The sequence below is a fragment of the Bacillota bacterium genome (assembly GCA_013314855.1).
Classification (GTDB): Bacteria; Bacillota; Clostridia; order Acetivibrionales; family DUMC01; genus Ch48.
The window spans coordinates 17,328-35,535 of sequence record JABUEW010000034.1 but is presented as its reverse complement, the minus strand read 5'-3'; the positions used below and the strand labels follow the sequence as shown (position 1 = coordinate 35,535).

Here is an 18,208-nt window from a genome sequence, read left to right as displayed (position 1 = left end):
TACAGGCATGTCTTCATTTGTGACAATGAAAGTTTTATTTTTTAAAACTGATAAACGTCATATGGAATAATCTGGGTACTATGAATGATTTAGGGTAAAAAGTTTGAGTTTTTATGAATAGGTCCTGAATAATTCGTTCTTACTCTTGAATTCACATTAGTATTTGTGCTAAAATATACAAGAGTTGATAAATAAGTGGGCATATTATCGGGATGTGGCGCAGTTTGGCTAGCGCGCTTGGTTCGGGACCAAGAGGTCGCAGGTTCAAATCCTGTCATCCCGACCAACAGGTATGTACATTCGTATAAAAGAAAAACTCGTGTAATCGGGTTTTTCTTTTATTTTTTAATGTTGCTAAATTATCGGCTATTGGATATTATAAGTATATAAGTATATAAGTAAGTAATACAATAATTAAGTAAAAGGCATGGGACATATAAAATAAAAATAAACTTATGAAAAATTACGGATGAAGGCAGCAGATGAAAACATGCGAAAAATTACGGAGGCCAACATTAATGTTAATAAGTGATAATATACTGAAGAATGTAGAAAAGCCTGCAAGATATACAGGGAATGAATGGAATATGGTATATAAGAATCCTGAAAATGTAGACATACGGTTTGCTTTTTGTTTTCCCGATATATATGAAGTAGGCATGTCCCACCTGGGAATGAAAATATTATACCACCTTCTTAATGAAAGGGAGGATACCTTTTGTGAAAGGGTATTTACTCCATGGGTGGACATGGAATCTAAAATGAGAGAAAATGATATTCCCCTTTTTTCCCTTGAAACTAAAGACCCTATTTATTTATTTGATTTTATTGGTTTTACTTTGCAATACGAAATGAGCTATACCAATATTATTAATATGCTTGATTTGGCAAAGGTACCCCTAAAGGCGGAAGAAAGGTTGGAAAAGTATCCGTTTGTATGTGCCGGCGGTCCATGTGCATATAATCCCGAACCTCTAGCAGATATTATAGACTTTTTTGTACTTGGTGAGGGAGAGGAAGTAATAAATGAAATTCTGGACTTGTATAAGACATGGAAAAAGGCCGGTGCTTCCAAGGAGGAATTTTTAGAAACAATAGCGTTGATTGAAGGGGTATATGTACCTAGGTTTTATGAAGCGGAATATAATACCGAAGGCACTATCAAAAAGATAGAGCCTGTAAATAGTAAATTTCCAAGAAAGATAAAAAAGAGAATTATAAAAGATTATGATGGAGTTTACTTCCCTGAAAAGATCATTGTACCATATATAAATATTGTACATGACAGAATAATGCTTGAACTTTTCAGAGGCTGTATAAGAGGTTGCAGATTTTGCCAGGCAGGGTTCATATACAGGCCTGTAAGGGAAAGAACCTGTGATAAACTTCTTGACATTGCTAAGAAGCTGGAAGATAGTACAGGTTATGAAGAAATATCCCTGACTTCCCTCAGTACCAGTGATTATACCCAGCTCGGTAAATTAACTGAAGGTTTGGTAAGAGAGATGGGAGAAAGGAAGGTAAGTTTATCTCTTCCGTCATTGCGGATAGACTCTTTTTCACTTGATTTAATGAAGAAGGCCCAGGAAGTAAGGAAAAGCGGACTTACATTTGCTCCGGAGGCCGGGACCCAAAGATTAAGAGATGTAATTAATAAGGGAGTTACCGAAGAGGATTTGTTGAATTCGGTGAAACTGGCTTTTAATGGAGGTTGGAACAATGTAAAACTGTATTTTATGATTGGGTTGCCCACTGAAACCTATAATGATATTGAAGGTATTGCAGAGCTGGGAGAAAAAGTTGTTAATGCTTATATGAATGTGCCTAAAGAAAAGAGGGGAAAAGGCCTTAATGTAACAATAAGTACTTCTTCTTTTGTACCTAAGCCCTTTACACCTTTCCAGTGGGAAGTACAGGATACCATTGAGACCTTAAGGGAAAAGCAAAAATACCTAAAAAACATGATCAAATCCAGGTATATAAAATATAACTGGCACGATCCTGAATTAAGTTTACTTGAAGCCGTATTCTCAAGGGGTGATAGGAGAACGGGGCAAGTTTTAATAAGAGCATGGCAAAAAGGGTGCAAATTTGACGGCTGGGGAGAATGCTTCAAATATGATAAATGGATGGATGCATTTGAAGAATGTGGCATTGACCCTAGCTTTTATGCGAATAGGAAACGGGATTATGATGAAATATTTCCCTGGGAACACATTGATATAGGAGTTACAAAAAAGTTTCTTATTTCTGAAAATGAAAAAGCCTATAGAGCCGAAACTACACCGAATTGCAGGTTAAAATGCAGTGGTTGCGGAGCGGCTTCCTTTGGAGGAGGTGTCTGCTTTGAGCCTTAATAGTAACTCATACAGCATGCGGGTAAAATTTATACGGGGGGAAGAAATAAAATACATTTCGCATCTGGATATTATGAGGACTTTTAAAAGGGCAATAAGGCGTTCCCATATCCCCATCGGTTATTCCAGAGGGTTTAACCCTCAACCTCAAATAGTATTCGGGCTTCCGTTGGCAATTGGAGTTACAAGCGAAGCAGATTATGCAGACTTCCAGTTTGTAGAATATATAGAGCCCAATGATTTTACTCGGCGCTTAAATAAGGAATTGCCGCCAGGACTGAAAGTTATTGAAGCAAAGATTAAGCACAATAAAGATAATATTATGGCAAAGATAGTTGCGGCTTCGTATAAAATATTTGTATACTCTTCCCTTAATTTGGGAATAAATGAAGTTAGGCAAAAAGTTAATGCATTTAAAAAAATGGAAAACATAATAGTACAAAAGGATAGTAAAAAAACGGCAAGGGAAATAGATATAAAACCTATGATCCATAAGCTTAAGATAGATGAATGCATTGATAAATATATTGATAAACATATTGAAGAATATGCTGAGGAGTTTATCATTTCTGCATTATTAAGTGCAGGAGGTACAGTCAATTTAAAACCTGAAATGCTGGTAACTGCATTAAATATGTATACAGTAACAGATTTCCGGATTATACATATACACCGTACAGGATTATTTATAAAAAAGGGCGAGGAAATAATTGATCCTTTAGATTCCCAAGCTTTGGAATATTAATTGGAAGTTTTGAAGATTAGAAGTATTGGAGGTGAAATAATTGGCAAATGAAATCCTCGTAGAAGTTTTACCTGAAGAAACGAAAGTTGCTGTATTAGAAAATAGGGAGCTTGTAGAAATATATATAGAAAGGTCTGATCAGAGAAGAATGGTGGGGAACATTTACAGGGGAAAGGTATCTAGTGTATTGCCTGGCATGCAGGCAGCCTTTGTGGATATAGGCTACTCAAAAAATGCTTTTTTGTATGTAAGCGATGCGGTTTGCAACCATTATTATAATAGCAGATATAATGGTGGAAATGGTGAAACCGATGAAGAAGACGAAATATATACGGATTATAGAGGCCCTAATATCAGTGAACTTTTGACTTCAGGACAGGAAATAACTGTTCAGGTTATTAAGGGACCATCAGGAAACAAAGGCCCGAGAATAACAACACATATAACTTTACCGGGACGATATTTGGTTTTATTACCTAATGCAGATTATGTAGGAGTATCAAGAAGAATTGAAAATGAATGGGAAAGAAGCAGGCTAAAGAAAATTGCTGAAAAAATAAAGCCTGAAAATATGGGGTTAATTATAAGAACTGTAGCAGAAGGAAAGAGTGAGGAAGACTTTCAAAATGATATGAATTTTTTAATAAGGTTATGGGAAACAATACAACAAAAAGAAGCGAAGGGGTGTGTACCAAGATGTATACATAGGGATCATAACTTGCTTTACAGGGCTATAAGGGATTTTTTTACTCCCAATATAGACAAATTTATAATTAATGACAGTGAACAGTATGTAAATGCAATTGAATATGTTGGTATGATTTCTCCTTCACTAAAGGATAGAGTGGAGTGTTTTGATAAAAGCAAGAGCCTGTTTGACTATTATTATATTGATTATAGGCTGCAAAAAGCGCTTTCAAGAAAAGTCTGGTTGAAGTGTGGCGGATATATTATTATTGACCGTACTGAAGCTCTTACGGTTATAGATGTTAACACGGGCAAATACGTTGGTGCAGATAACCTTGAGAATACTGTCCTCAAAACGAACCTGGAGGCTGCCAATGAGATTGCAAAGCAGTTAAGGCTTAGAGATATTGGCGGTATTATTATAATTGATTTTATAGATATGAATAACCAAATGCATAAAAAAATGGTTATAGATGAATTAAAAAATGCATTGAAAAAAGATAGAACAAAAACAACAGTAATTGGTATGACCGAATTAGGACTTATTGAAATGACAAGAAAAAAAGTCAGTTGCGATCTTTCTTCAATTTTTATTGATGAATGTCCTTACTGTAGCGGAACAGGTAAAAAGACTGGTTTGTCTTTAGCCTGCGAAAAAATTGAAAACCGACAAATTGAAAACCGACAGATTGACATTAATCGTATAATGTGTTAGAATATCACGGTAGCCGCTCATTAAAGGCCTTTATTTAAAGTATGCGTAAAATTAATAAGATTTTTGCGCTGCTGCCTTTTGAATGGCGAGACTGGCAGGAGGAGGTGTTTGCATATGTATGCAGTTATAGAAACGGGCGGAAAACAGTATAAGGTGCAGGAAGGTGATGTGTTGTTTGTTGATAGGATATCGGCTGAAGAAGGTTCTATAGTTACTTTTGAAAAGGTGCTGGCACTTTCTAAAGAAGGTGTAGTTACTTTTGGAAAGCCTTTGTTGGATAATGTTATGGTAGAAGCCAGAGTTCTAGGGCATGGAAAGCATAAAAAAATCATTGTATTTAAATATAAGCCAAAGAAAAACTATAGAAGAAAACAAGGACACAGGCAGCCTTATACTAGAGTCCAAATTGAGAGAATAGTTACTGAGGGGGCATCAGCTCAAGAATTATCAGTACAGGAAGGCTCATCAGTACAAACTGAAGAGCAATCGGTACAAATTGAAGAATAGCAGGTGGAATTAACAGCAATAAGAAAAAAGTATATGGATTAGCAACAATGATAAAAATACAGGTTTTGAGAGATAAAGAAGGCTTTATATGGGAATTTGAAATTAAAGGACATTCAGGGTTTGGACAACAGGGAGAAGATATTGTTTGTGCAGGGGTGTCGGCTTTAGGGTACACTGCAGTGGGGGCTCTGGCAGAATTGGCCGGTATAGAGAGTTATGCAGAAAAAGAAGGATATATAAGATGCAGTATTCCTGAGGATGTTAAAGAGGATTTAAAGCCGATAATTAGAATTATCCTTGAAACCGTAGTTATTGGCCTAAAACAAATTGAAAACTCATATAGAGAATACGTGGTTATTAAAGAACAGGAGGTGTAGTTATGATTAGAGTAAATCTTCAATTATTTGCTCATAAAAAAGGAGTAGGCAGTTCCAGGAATGGACGTGACAGTGAGTCGAAGAGGTTGGGAGTTAAAACCGGAGACGGACAGTTTGTACGGGCAGGAAGTATTATTGTAAGGCAAAGAGGTACAAAAATCCATCCGGGTGATTATGTAGGAAAAGGAAAAGATGATACACTTTTTGCACTAGCTGACGGTGTAGTAAAATTTGAAAGATATGGCAAAGACAGAAAAAAGGTAAGCGTAGTTGCTGTATAATGAGTTAATTATATTAATTATATTAATTATATTATATTAAGATAATTAATATGTAAGTCAAATTAATATTGTAAAGTCGGCTTTCAGGTTCAAAAATCCCGGTATGTACCGGGATTTTTTTTAGAAAATAACATAACTTAAAGTATGATGTGAAAAGCGAGATGGAGTTGGTATTATATGTTTATTGACAGGGCTAAAATATATATTAAAGCAGGGGATGGAGGAGATGGTGCTGTATCTTTCAGAAGAGAAAAGTATGTGCCTGCCGGTGGACCGGATGGTGGTGACGGAGGTAAAGGCGGGGATGTAATATTCATGGTTGATGAAAGCATCCGTACTCTAATAGATTTTAAGTATAAAAAGCATTATAAGGCTGAGTCGGGAAAAAATGGTTCGGGTTCAAATTGTACAGGGCGAAGCGGTGAAGATTTAATTATAAGGGTACCTCCAGGAACTATAATAAAGGATGAAACTACAGGTAAGATACTGGCTGACCTTATAAAACCAGGAGAATCTTTTATAGCTGCTAAAGGAGGAAAGGGAGGCAAAGGCAACCAGCATTTTGCAACACCTACCAGACAGGCTCCGAAATTTGCAAAAAAAGGAGAACCTGGTGAAGAAAGATGGATTATAATAGAATTAAAGTTGCTTGCCGATGTAGGCCTTATAGGATATCCAAATGTAGGAAAGTCAACTCTTTTATCCAGTGTTTCTGCAGCAAGGCCTAAAATTGCAGATTATCCTTTTACTACTGTTACACCTAATTTAGGTGTGGTTGATTTGGGAATAGAGAATAGTTTTGTCCTTGCCGATATACCTGGGCTTATTGAAGGGGCCCATATGGGCGCAGGCCTTGGGCATGAATTTTTGAAACACATAGAACGTACAAAACTACTGATACATTTAGTTGATGTTGCTGCCGTAGAAGGGCGAAATCCTGTAGAAGATTTTGAAATTATCAACAAGGAGTTGGCTGGTTATAGTGTTAAATTGTCAGAAAAACCTCAAATAGTTGCTGCAAATAAAATTGACCTGCCGGAGGGGGAAAAAAATCTCCAGTCATTTATAAAAGCTATTGAGAATAAAGGCTATAAAGTATTTCCCATTTCAGCAGCTACAGGAAAAGGAGTTAGGGAATTAATGCTTTATACAGCTGAACTGCTGCAAAAATTGCCTGAGATAAAGTTGGTTGAAAATAAAGGAGAAGTAGTTTATGAAATAAAGGAAGAAGAACCTTCTTTTACAATTAAAGTTGAAAATGGTATTTATATTGTTGAAGGAGAAGGAATAAAAAAAATATTGGGTTCGGTTAATTTAAATAATTTTGATTCATTACAGTATTTTCAAAGAGCAATAAAGAGAGCGGGTATTATAGAAGCTCTTAAAGACCTGGGTATTAAAGAAGGAGATACAGTGAAAATGTATGATTTGGAGTTTGATTACATAGAATAGTAAATGAAAGAATAGTGAATGTACGTAATAACAGAATATTAGAAATACCCACTAGACAAAAATATGGTATATATTATAAAATGTAATTACAGTACTTTCATAGGAATTTATTACAGATATAACAATTACAAAGATAATTATTGAATCATTGAATGGAGGGACAAAGGTTTAGTTTTATGGAATGCTTTAAGTGTGGCAATTGTAAAAGTGGGAGTATTGCATATTTTTGCCCGATGAAAAATGACTTTGTTGCAAATGAAGAAATTAAATCGACTGTAATTGAAAAAAGCAGAAGCGGATGGAAAAAGGGTCACCCCAATTACGAAACTCATAGGAGAAAAGCCCGTAAAGAAATAGAGGTCTGACGAATTGAAAACAAGAATAAGAGGAGGAGCAGGAAGTCTACCATGCTTACAGGGAAGCAGCGCAGCTATTTGAAAGGACTTGCCAATTCCATACAATCATTATTCCAGGTAGGAAAATGCGGTATTAATGAAAACGTAATAAAACAATTTAATGATGCTCTGGAAGCACGGGAGCTTGTTAAAGCGACAGTCTTAAAAAATTCTGAAGAGGATGTGGAAGTTATTTGTGCACAAATAGCTGAAAAAACAAACTCAGAGATAGTACAAATAATTGGGAACAAATTTGTGTTGTACAGAGAATCAAAGGATAATAAAAGTATAGTTTTGCCGTGATGCAAAGAAGAATTAATCTCTTTTTTTTGTAAGGCTCTCAATTATTTCCGAATAAATATGTTGAGAATAGTTTTTCCAGTTATCACAGATACTGCGGGCATCATTTCTATTGCCAACAGCTACTTTAAGCTCTATTAAGGTGAAATCATCCTCACGTACCGAACAATTAACCATATATTTATTTTCACTTTCAGGAATGAATTCTGCTGTTATTGATGTTTCATTCCTGATCTTTTTTCTAACGGTTTTTATTGTATTGTCAATTCTATTCTTTACATTTATCGGAATGAGATAATCTAAGTATTTAAGCGTATTTTTACCTGTACCAGTAATTGTGTAAAAAGTTTTATTATCTACAACTTCGCTGGAGAGCAAATTATCATCACACAATTCATTTAAAAATTGCTGAAGAAAAAAATAGTTCATTAAACCATTTTCCATTATAAGCTTTGTAATTTGAAGATTACTCACAGGCATATTTAATTTATCTATAATATATAGCAATATTAATTTGTTTGCCGCCAATTCTTTATTATTGCCGAACCGACTCATAATAATCCTCCGAATGTAATTTTTGCATTATTAATTATTGGCATTTATACTACATACTTAACATTAAATTTATTGTAGCATAATTCCTATATTGTTACCATATTATTCCGAAAAATAGGGGCGCATTTTATTTTCTGAAGAAAATGCTTCCAGCAACTAAATGCTCCAAGTCTTTAGTGTAAATATTGTTAAGTATTAAAACAGTGTGGTTGTATTATTAAAAAGTTGGTATAATTTTAATAGCGGAAAAATATAAATTTAAATTGTGTGCATAATTAACTAATAAACGTAACACAAACAGGAAAAAGTAAGGCACTGGAGGAGAGAGGCATGGTCCGAAAAGAAATAATTGCAATGATATTGGCTGGAGGACAGGGTAGCCGGCTTGGAGTCCTGACCAAAAAAATTGCAAAACCTGCTGTTATGTATGGCGGGAAATATAGGATTATTGATTTTACCCTTAGTAATTGTGTTAATTCAGGAATAGATACTGTAGGAGTGCTTACCCAGTATCAACCCCTCAAGCTGAATTCCCATATAGGTATAGGAAAACCCTGGGACTTGGATAGGTTAAATGGAGGAGTAACAATACTATCGCCATACGTGAAAGGTGAGACTGGTGAGTGGTATAAAGGGACAGCAAATGCAGTATACCAGAATATTGATTTTGTTGATAAACTGTCACCCCGCTACATTTTAATACTATCGGGAGACCATGTATATAAAATGAATTATTCCAAAATGCTGGATTTCCATAAAAAGAATAATGCAGAGGCAACTATTTCTGTGATAAATGTTCCGTATGAAGAAGCAAGCAGGTATGGAATAATGAATGTAGATGGATATGGAAAAATTTACAAATTTGAAGAAAAGCCTAAAAACCCAAAGAGTACTCTTGCTTCTATGGGAGTATACATATTTACATGGGAGGTCCTTAAAGATTATCTGGCGAAAGACGATAAAGATGCAGAATCAGAACATGATTTTGGGAAAGACATTATACCAGCCATGTTGAAGGACGGAAGGAATCTGTGGGCATACAGTTTTGAAGGGTATTGGAAAGATGTAGGTACTATCCAGGCCTATTGGGAATCTAATATGGAGCTTGTCAAGAGAGTTCCTGAATTCAACCTTTATGATCAGGCCTGGAAGATTTATTCTCCTAATCCTGCCATGCCTCCCCATTATGTGGGACATGAGGGAAACGTGAAAACTTCAGTTATTGCAGAGGGGTGTATGATTTATGGGAGTGTAAGAAGATCAGTGATATTCCCCGGTGTAATAATAGAAGATGGGGCATTAATTGAGGATTCAATTATAATGGCAAATAGCAGAATAGGAAAAGGTGCATATATAAGCCATACTATTGTAGGCGAAAACGTACGGGTAGGTAACAATGTAATAATAGGTATAGGTGAAGCTGTAGTCAATGAGTACAAGCCGGCAATTTATAATTCCGGTATTACTGTTATAGGTGATGATGCTGATATCCCCGATAATGTAACAATAGGAAAAAATGTAATGGTTGATATGGGAGCAAGTTATAAAGATTTTTATTGCTTGGACGTTCCTTCAGGAAGAAATGTATTTAAGGATGGTGTATACGAATGAAAAATACTATAGGGTTAATTTTAACAGGTGGAAAGTACCGTGAACTTAAAGACCTTTCTGCTATACGCTCAGGTTCTGCCGTGCCTGTAGGAGGGAAATACCGTGCCATTGATTTTGCTTTATCTAATATGGTAAATTCGGGCATAAAGAAGGTAGGTGTTATTACTCAATACAGTTTCCGTTCATTAATGGACCATCTGGGTTCAGGAAAGGAATGGGATCTTGACAGGAGGTATGACGGCCTTTTTATATTCCCTCCATCTTTATCCGGTGATGATTCGGGAATATACCTTGGAAGTGCTGATGCAATATATAAGAATATTACGTTTTTGAAACGGAGCAATGAAGAATATGTGCTTGTTGCGCAAGGAAATTGTGTGTATAAAATGGTTTTTGACCCCATGTTTGAATACCACATTGAAAAAAATGCGGATATAACCATTGCATACAGGGAAATGCATGATTATATTCAGACGGAATTATCCGTTTTAGGTATAGTATCTATTGATAAAGACGGCAGAGTTATTGATTTTTGGGAGAAACCTTTAAATCCCCCTACAATAAATGGTTCTATGGGAATATATTTATTAAACAAGGATTTGTTGATTTTTCTTTTAGAAGAGTGTGCTGCTCATGGCAGTTATGACTTTGTAAAGGATATATTAATAAAAAAGCTTAAAGACTTAAAAGTTTATGGTTATAAATTTAATGGATATTGGAGAAATTTAAGTACAGTGAGGATGTATTACAGATGCAATATGGAATTACTTGATCCGGTTGTGAGGGAAGAATTGTTTATAAACAACGGAAAAATTTATACCAAGGTAAAAGATGAAACACCTGCGAAATATAATGATGAGGCTGAAGTTAGAAATTCCATTGTAGCAGATGGTTGCATTATTGAAGGCAGAGTAGAAAACAGTGTGCTTTTCAGGGGAGTTACCGTGAGAAAAGGTGCTGTAATAAAAAATAGTATAATTATGCAGAGCTCTTCAATCGGAGAAAATGCATACATTCAAAACGTTATTTTGGACAAGAATGTTGTTATAACTTCCAGTAAACAATTCAAAGGTGAACCGGACTGGCCTGTTATTATAGGTAAAGATACAGTGGTTTAACGTAAAACTAAAAAATGAGGTGTAGAAATGCAAAAGATTGTAAAAATACTTTTAGTAATATTTTTATTATTGTCAGTTACCATAGTTATTATGGGATACGGGTATTGGAAAAAAGAGAAAAAAGATATGGAAAATAATACCCCCAAAGAATATAACGGACAGGAGATAGGGAATAATAGCAATGCTGATGAGAAGCTTACAGAGCAAATAGAAGGTAAAGGCCAAAAAGAAGACATTACTGAAGATAAAGGAAAAGGGCAGCCTGAATTACAAATAGATCCGGAAAAAATTAAGCCAAATGAAGCAGGTAAAATAATGGTTGTGATGTTTCACAATTTTGTGGAAACTTTTACTGCGACAAAATATGGTAATGGAGAGTATACCATGACTTTCCAGGCTTTTGAAGAGCTGCTTTATAAATTGTATGATAAAGGTTACCGCTTAATCAGCCTTAAAGATTACCTTGAAAACAATATATCAATACCTGCGGGGTATATTCCTATGGTATTCACCTTTGATGATGGAACGTCAGGGCAATTTAACCTGGTAGAAGAGGATGGAGTGCTTAAAGCTAATAGAAACTCTGCCGTCGGGATAATGGAGGAGTTTTACAGCAAGTATCCGGATTTTGGCCTAAAAGGAACTTTTTTTGTGAACCTGGGATTGTCGGTTTTCAGCGGGAAGGGAACTTTATCTGAAAGGCTTAAATATTTAATTGACAAAGGCTTTGAAATAGGGAACCATACTTTGAGACATGTAGATCTCACAACTATTAAAAGCATTGAAAAAATCCGACAGGAAGTAGGAGGTAACCAGAAAAGAATGTATGAACTGGTACCAGGTTATAAAATGTTTGCTTTTTCCCTTCCATATGGGGCTCCTCCAAATGATCTTATGGAATATGTAATAAGCGGTGAGTATGAAGGAGAAAAATATGAGAATTTAGCAATTATGGAAGTGGGATGGGACCCGGCATTATCTCCTGTAAACAAAAATTTCAATCCTTATTCTATTCACAGGATAAGAGCACCTGGAATTAATCCTGTAAAATTTGACCTTAACTGGTGGTTGGAAAACCTCTCAAGAGAAGATGAATTTATAAGCGATGGAAATCCTGATACTATAACCGTTCCCGGAAGTAAGGCAGAAAATATTGACATTGGCAAGCTTAATGATAAGGAACTTGTTGTATATGATAATTAAAAGCAAGGCTTCTAAGGGAGGGGCGCATTTTATTTTTATGAAGAAAATGCGCCCGCTTCTAAGGGAGTATAAAGTTTGCAAGTTTAACCTTTTTAGTATATAATAGTTAATAGATAATATCATTATTATTATTATTATTATTGGGTAAGGAGTGTTTATAAATGGTAAAAGGCAAAACAAAAAAAGTCCAAACGGATGCTGATGTAAAGAGAAAAGCTGTCAAGCTTGTGATTACCCATTTAAAGAAAAAGGTAGAAAAAGAGTATATTGGTAAAGAGCATGTAGAAAACTGGATTGCCGAAATGGAGGAAGTATTAAGTAAGCCAGAATTTGATATAGTAGAATATTTTGAAATGAGGAAAAAACTAAATGATGTAATTGAACGTACACTTGATGAGGAAATGAGATTTAAAATAAGGGATTCGTGGTATAGCTTGGGTAGGGCGTTGGATAAAAAGGTAAAACAAAAGTAGTATCAAACAACAACGTCAGATTAATAATGAATAACGTGAATTGACCCGGCTAACAACCGGGTTTATTCATTTGTACGGGAAGCGGAGTTTAAAACTCCGCTTCCAAAAACTTCTTTGCTTTTATAATCGAAGTTATAACACTTTCCCTTGAAGGCCCGCCGGGAAGATTTCTACCGGATATGCATTTTTCAAGGGTTATTTCATTATAAATATCCTCTTGTATTAATAGTGAGAAAGATTTAAATTCATCTATTGTAAGTTGTTCTATGGCTTTCCCTGTATCAATGCAATAGAGAACTATTTTACCTGTTATTTCATGTGCATCTCTAAAGGCAACGCCTTTTTTCACCAAATAATCGGCCACGTCTGTTGCATTGGTAAATCCGCCTCTGGCAGCATTGTACATGATTTCTTTACATATTTTCATTGCAGATATCATATTTGTAAATACGGGAAGACACATTTTAACTGTATCAATTGCATCAAAAACTGCCTCCTTATCTTCCTGCATATCCTTATTATATGCCAGGGGAAGAGCTTTCATTACGGTAAGCATAGCCATAAGCGACCCATAAACCCTGCCGGTTTTTCCTCTCACTAGTTCAGCTACATCAGGGTTTTTTTTCTGGGGCATTATGCTGCTGCCGGTACTAAAAGAATCATCCATTTCGATAAACCTGAACTCATGGGATGACCACAATACCAATTCTTCACAGAACCTGCTTAAATGCATCATAATGATTGAAAGACATGAAAGCAATTCAATAATGAAGTCCCTATCACTAACAGCGTCAAGACTGTTTTCGGTGATAGATGAAAACCCTAATTCCCTTGCAACCATTTCTCTGTCAAGAGGATATGTAGTCCCTGCCAATGCACCTGAACCCAGGGGCATTACATCCACTCTTTTATAGCAGTCCGTAAGCCTTTCAATATCTCTTTTAAACATCTGGAAATAAGACATTACATGATGAGCAAGAGTAACAGGTTGAGCCCTTTGAAGATGGGTATAACCGGGAAGTATGGTATCAAGATGATTTTCAGCTATTCTTACAAGGGTAGATTCAAGAGACATCAATAATTTTTTAATCTCTTTTATTTCATCTTTAAGATACATCCTTATGTCAAGGGCAACCTGGTCATTCCTGCTCCTTCCTGTATGAAGCTTTTTACCCATATTTCCAATCCGTGATACTAATATGCTTTCAATATTGGTATGAATGTCTTCTGCATTTTCATCCAACTCAATTATGCCGTTATCAATATCTTTCAAAATATCGAGCAGGGTATCCTGGATAAGGCTTGCTTCTTGTTGAGGTATAATGCCGCATTTCCCCAGCATCTTTGCATGGGCTATGCTTCCAAGAATATCCTGCCTATACATTCTACAATCAAATTTAATTGATGAATTAAAATCATTTACAGCCTCATCAGTTGCTTTTATGAACCTTCCGCCCCAAAGTTTCATTTAACAATCACACTCGCTTTATTGTTATTACTTGTTATTGCTTGCTATTATTTGTGTTTTTCCATCATTAATGCTCTCACTTTCAACGGCAGTCCAAAAAGATTTATAAATCCTTCGGCATCTTTCTGGTTGTATACTTCGTCTCTGCCGAAAGTAGACAACTCCTGACTATATAATGAATACTCCGATTTAGAGCCTGCCGGCACACAATTGCCTTTATAAAGCTTCATTTTTACAGTGCCTGTGACTGTCTCCTGGGTTTTGTCTACAAAAGCGGACAGGGCTTCCCTGAGAGGTGTAAACCATTGCCCGTAGTACACAAGTTCTGCAAATTTCTGAGCTACCATGTCTTTATAATGCAGGGTTTCCCTGTCAAGGCAAAGAAGCTCCAACTCCCTATGGGCTGCATACAGTATTGTGCCGCCCGGTGTTTCATACACTCCCCTGGATTTCATGCCGACAAGCCTGTTTTCCACCATATCTACTATACCTATGCCATTTTCTCCACCAATTTTATTTAAAACTTCTATTAATTCCACCGGGGGATATTCAACTCCATTAACTTTTTTCGGTATTCCCTTCTCAAAATATATCTCAACATAGGTGGGTTTGTCCGGAGCCTTTTCAGGGGGGACCACCAGTTTTAAAATTTTTTCGTATATAGGTTCATTCCAGGGGTCTTCCAGGTCGGAACCCTCGTGGCTTAAATGCCACAAGTTTCTGTCCATACTGTAGTTATCTTTTTTTGTTACAGGAATAGGTATGCCTCTTGCCTGGGCATAGTCAATGGCATCTTCCCTTGATTTTATGTCCCAAATCCTCCAGGGAGCAATAATTTTAAGGTGGGGAGCAAGGGCTTTTACTGTAAGTTCAAACCTTACCTGGTCGTTTCCTTTCCCTGTTGCACCATGGGCAACGGCAGTTGCACCCTCTTTTGCAGCTATTTCCACCAGCCTTTTTGCAATAATGGGCCTTGCAAAAGATGTACCCAAAAGATATTTTCCTTCGTATACGGCTCCTGCCTTAAGAGTAGGGAACACATAATCGGTTACAAACTCCTCTTTTATATCCTCTATATATATTTTACTTGCACCGGTCTTAACAGCCTTCTCCTTAAGGGGCTCCAGTTCTTCCCCCTGCCCAACATCGGCAGCCATTGCAATAACTTCACAGTCGAAATTTTCTTTAAGCCATGGTATTATAATTGATGTATCAAGTCCGCCCGAATAAGCAAGGACAACTTTTTCTTTTTTGTTCATATATTATTACCTCCTTATTTATGTTACAATATTAATTAAGAATCATTTGCTAAGATATAATATTTTATTATTATACAATAAAATGAATAAATATGCAATATTAATGCGTAAGAAAATACAACTAGAAAGGGGCGCATTTTCCATATATGACCCATATAATGACAGAAACATTGCGAAAGGTCTCGTAGAGCCTGTTAATCCGACGAGGGATAAGCAAATCAACTGTATAAGCAAAATAATTACATTGAAATATTATTAAATTCTATTCAAATTAAATTCTATTCAAATTATTTTGCGAGTTTGATTTGCCCCGAAGTGAATTTACAGGCTCTAGAGGCCTGGAGCATCGTTTCTGGAATATAATGGGTCATGAAAAGAAAATGCGCACTAGAAAGAGAGGTCTTTTTTCAGTGTTAATTATGGGAATCGACCCTGGATTTGCAATAACGGGTTATGGTATAGTAAAATATGAAGGTAACCATTTTACGGTAATAGAGTACGGGGCAATTACAACGAAGGCATCAGAACCCCTTGCAAAAAGGTTACTTAAGCTTAACCTGAGGTTGGAAGACTTGATTAAAATGTTTAAACCGGAAGCGGTTTCGGTAGAGGAACTTTTTTTCAACAAAAATACCAAAACTGCTTTAACTGCAGCGCAAGGCAGGGGAGCGGCAATACTGGCTGCTGCAAAGAATGGTGTAGAGGTTTTTGAATATACTCCCCTGCAGGTAAAACAGGCTGTTGTAGGATATGGCAGGGCTGAAAAGGGGCAGATCCAGCAAATGGTGAAAGTAATATTGAACCTGCCTGAAATACCAAAACCTGATGATGTTGCAGATGCCCTGGCGGTAGCAATCTGCCATGGACATTCATATAAGCTGGGCACATTAAAATGACGGAGGCGTAAATAGAATGTTGGCATACATAAAAGGACGCGTTGAATATAAACATACGGACCATATAATCATTGAGGCTAATGGGATAGGATACAAGATTTTTACCTCTCTCGCTACCATACAAGCATCAGGTGCTGTAGGTAATGAAGTTAAAGTATACACATATTTACATGTGCGGGAAGACAATATAAACCTGTATGGGTTTCTTACCCCTGATGAACTTAAAATGTTTGAGCATCTTATTTCAGTTACAGGAGTGGGGCCAAAAGTGGCGGTATCACTGATGTCTGCTATACCTCCTTCAAAATTTAGTCTCGCAGTTATTACAGATGATGTGAAAACACTCACTAAGGCCCCGGGAATAGGCAGCAAGACAGCCCAAAGGATAATATTGGAGCTTAAAGATAAAATAAAGAAAGAACAAGGAGAATTTGCTGAATTTGTTTATAGAAAAGAGGCTCCGATGTCAGGCAGAGAAACCGTAAAAGCCCAGGAAGCTATAACCGCTTTGATGGTGTTGGGATATACCCCGTTAGAAGCGACTAAAGCTGTTTCAGCAGTTTACTCTGAAGAATTGGATATTGAAACTATAATTAAAAACTCGCTGAAAGAACTTATGTAGGAATATTTGTATAGATTTAGGAAGCAACACTTTTTACAGATTAATCAGATAATTATGAATAATAAAAAACAGGGGATGATGAATCGATGGAAGAAAGGCTTGTTGCCCGTGAAGCAGTCCTGGAGGACGCTGATGAGGCAACTTTAAGACCAAGAAGGCTAAGTGAATATATCGGCCAAACCAAGGTCAAGGAAAATCTATCGGTGTTTATTGAAGCAGCAAAGCAAAGGAAAGAGGCCCTTGATCATGTACTTTTATATGGACCTCCGGGCCTTGGAAAAACTACTCTTGCGTGGATAATTGCCTCAGAACTGGGTGTTAATATCAGGGTTACATCAGGACCTGCCATTGAAAAACCCGGTGACCTGGCTGCCATACTTACCAACCTCGGGAATTATGATGTGCTTTTTATTGATGAAATCCACAGGTTAAGCAGGAGTGTGGAAGAAATAATGTATCCCGCAATGGAGGAGTATGCCCTGGATATAGTAATAGGCAAAGGTCCCAGTGCAAGGTCTATAAGGCTTGACCTTCCAAAATTTACTTTGATAGGTGCAACTACACGTATTGGCCTTTTGACATCACCTTTAAGAGACAGGTTTGGGGTTATAAACAGGTTGGAAATGTACACGGTTGAGGAACTTAGATCAATTGTAACCAGGTCATCTTCCATTTTAAATATTGGGATTGACGAAGAAGGGGCTTTAGAGATAGCTGCCAGATCCAGAGGCACTCCCAGGATAGCCAACAGGTTATTAAAACGGGTTAGGGATTTTGCACAGGTAAAGGGAGACGGTTTTATTAACAGAGAAATTACCAAAATGGCACTGGATGCCCTTGAAGTGGACAGCATGGGACTTGATGGCATAGATAGGGAATTGCTACATTGTATAATAGAGAAGTTTGGAGGGGGTCCTGTAGGCTTGGATACCCTTGCGGCATCCATTAATGAAGAGGCGGGCACAATAGAAGATGTATATGAACCCTACCTGCTCCAACTGGGATTTATCGGTAAAACATCAAGAGGGCGGGTGGCAACAAGACTTGCATATGAACACCTTGGAATCAAGTATGAAGAAAAAGAAGAAAAATAGCTATGAAGTGAGAAGTTCCGGAAAAAATTTTTTAGTCTTGACAAAAGCTTAATTTTATCTTAAAATAGTCAATGGCTTCTTTTAAAATTAGGA

The 18,208-nt window shown here is 36.6% G+C and carries 19 protein-coding genes and 1 tRNA gene; 17 read left to right on the top strand and 3 right to left on the bottom strand.

The genetic code is table 11. From position 1 onward, the window contains the following. Positions 1-208: 208 nt before the first annotated feature. The 10 genes from HPY74_08000 to yhbY all read left to right on the top strand — a co-directional run bounded on the left by HPY74_08000 (position 209) and on the right by yhbY (position 7,819). Positions 209-286, top strand: a tRNA-Pro gene (locus HPY74_08000). Between the two features lie 232 nt (positions 287-518). After that, complete coding sequence (locus tag HPY74_07995) at positions 519-2,357, top strand: TIGR03960 family B12-binding radical SAM protein (GenBank protein ID NSW90604.1); 1,839 nt, start codon at positions 519-521, stop codon at positions 2,355-2,357. A 16-nt stretch (positions 2,358-2,373) separates the two neighbouring features. Next, the gene (locus tag HPY74_07990) at positions 2,374-3,102 is read left to right on the top strand and encodes a DUF2344 domain-containing protein (protein NSW90603.1); all 729 of its coding nucleotides are present in this window, start codon (positions 2,374-2,376) and stop codon (positions 3,100-3,102) included. A gap of 40 nt (positions 3,103-3,142) precedes the next feature. Beyond that, on the top strand, positions 3,143-4,504 hold the full coding sequence (locus tag HPY74_07985; GenBank protein NSW90602.1) for an Rne/Rng family ribonuclease: 1,362 nt from the start codon (positions 3,143-3,145) through the stop codon (positions 4,502-4,504). Positions 4,505-4,618: 114 nt separating this feature from the next. Further along, positions 4,619-5,011 carry a 50S ribosomal protein L21 gene (gene rplU / locus HPY74_07980; GenBank protein NSW90601.1) on the top strand — a complete coding sequence of 131 codons (393 nt, stop codon included), beginning with the start codon at positions 4,619-4,621 and terminating at the stop codon, positions 5,009-5,011. Between the two features lie 47 nt (positions 5,012-5,058). Next, positions 5,059-5,388, top strand: coding sequence for a ribosomal-processing cysteine protease Prp (locus tag HPY74_07975; protein ID NSW90600.1), 330 nt, complete (start codon positions 5,059-5,061; stop codon positions 5,386-5,388). Between the two features lie 2 nt (positions 5,389-5,390). Continuing rightward, positions 5,391-5,669 carry a 50S ribosomal protein L27 gene (rpmA, locus tag HPY74_07970; protein NSW90599.1) on the top strand — a complete coding sequence of 93 codons (279 nt, stop codon included), beginning with the start codon at positions 5,391-5,393 and terminating at the stop codon, positions 5,667-5,669. A gap of 177 nt (positions 5,670-5,846) precedes the next feature. Further along, on the top strand, positions 5,847-7,121 hold the full coding sequence (gene obgE, locus HPY74_07965) for a GTPase ObgE (GenBank protein NSW90598.1): 1,275 nt from the start codon (positions 5,847-5,849) through the stop codon (positions 7,119-7,121). A gap of 176 nt (positions 7,122-7,297) precedes the next feature. Then, positions 7,298-7,486 (top strand): hypothetical protein, encoded by a 189-nt coding sequence (locus HPY74_07960; GenBank protein ID NSW90597.1) that lies wholly within the window; start codon positions 7,298-7,300, stop codon positions 7,484-7,486. 42 nt (positions 7,487-7,528) lie between these two features. Then, positions 7,529-7,819: a ribosome assembly RNA-binding protein YhbY gene (gene yhbY / locus HPY74_07955; GenBank protein ID NSW90596.1), complete on the top strand. Its 291-nt coding sequence runs from the start codon at positions 7,529-7,531 to the stop codon at positions 7,817-7,819. 12 nt (positions 7,820-7,831) lie between these two features. On the opposite strand, the gene HPY74_07950 is transcribed toward yhbY, so the two are convergent. Beyond that, positions 7,832-8,371, bottom strand: a complete 540-nt coding sequence (locus HPY74_07950; protein ID NSW90595.1) for a DUF4364 family protein — start codon at positions 8,369-8,371, stop codon at positions 7,832-7,834. Positions 8,372-8,701: 330 nt separating this feature from the next. On the opposite strand from HPY74_07950, the gene HPY74_07945 reads away from it, so the two are divergent. The 4 genes from HPY74_07945 (at position 8,702) to HPY74_07930 (ending at position 12,776) form a co-directional block, all read left to right on the top strand. Next, positions 8,702-9,982: a glucose-1-phosphate adenylyltransferase gene (locus HPY74_07945; protein NSW90594.1), complete on the top strand. Its 1,281-nt coding sequence runs from the start codon at positions 8,702-8,704 to the stop codon at positions 9,980-9,982. Further along, positions 9,979-11,100: a glucose-1-phosphate adenylyltransferase subunit GlgD gene (gene glgD / locus HPY74_07940; protein ID NSW90593.1), complete on the top strand. Its 1,122-nt coding sequence runs from the start codon at positions 9,979-9,981 to the stop codon at positions 11,098-11,100. The genes HPY74_07945 and glgD overlap by 4 nt, the downstream gene beginning before the upstream one ends. A 90-nt stretch (positions 11,101-11,190) precedes the next feature. Beyond that, complete coding sequence (locus tag HPY74_07935) at positions 11,191-12,303, top strand: polysaccharide deacetylase family protein (GenBank protein ID NSW90592.1); 1,113 nt, start codon at positions 11,191-11,193, stop codon at positions 12,301-12,303. 161 nt (positions 12,304-12,464) lie between these two features. Then, a complete protein-coding gene (locus HPY74_07930) occupies positions 12,465-12,776 on the top strand; it encodes a hypothetical protein (protein ID NSW90591.1) in 312 nt (103 codons plus the stop codon). Between the two features lie 88 nt (positions 12,777-12,864). Here HPY74_07930 and argH read toward each other — a convergent pair whose 3' ends face one another. Continuing rightward, positions 12,865-14,244: an argininosuccinate lyase gene (gene argH, locus HPY74_07925; GenBank protein ID NSW90590.1), complete on the bottom strand. Its 1,380-nt coding sequence runs from the start codon at positions 14,242-14,244 to the stop codon at positions 12,865-12,867. A gap of 47 nt (positions 14,245-14,291) precedes the next feature. Beyond that, the gene (locus HPY74_07920; protein ID NSW90589.1) at positions 14,292-15,503 is read right to left on the bottom strand and encodes an argininosuccinate synthase; all 1,212 of its coding nucleotides are present in this window, start codon (positions 15,501-15,503) and stop codon (positions 14,292-14,294) included. Between the two features lie 410 nt (positions 15,504-15,913). On the opposite strand from HPY74_07920, the gene ruvC reads away from it, so the two are divergent. The 3 genes from ruvC to ruvB all read left to right on the top strand — a co-directional run bounded on the left by ruvC (position 15,914) and on the right by ruvB (position 18,115). Next, positions 15,914-16,399: a crossover junction endodeoxyribonuclease RuvC gene (gene ruvC, locus HPY74_07915; GenBank protein ID NSW90588.1), complete on the top strand. Its 486-nt coding sequence runs from the start codon at positions 15,914-15,916 to the stop codon at positions 16,397-16,399. 16 nt (positions 16,400-16,415) lie between these two features. After that, positions 16,416-17,021 (top strand): Holliday junction branch migration protein RuvA, encoded by a 606-nt coding sequence (ruvA, locus tag HPY74_07910; GenBank protein NSW90587.1) that lies wholly within the window; start codon positions 16,416-16,418, stop codon positions 17,019-17,021. 86 nt (positions 17,022-17,107) lie between these two features. After that, positions 17,108-18,115: a Holliday junction branch migration DNA helicase RuvB gene (ruvB, locus tag HPY74_07905; protein NSW90586.1), complete on the top strand. Its 1,008-nt coding sequence runs from the start codon at positions 17,108-17,110 to the stop codon at positions 18,113-18,115. Positions 18,116-18,208: the final 93 nt, after the last annotated feature.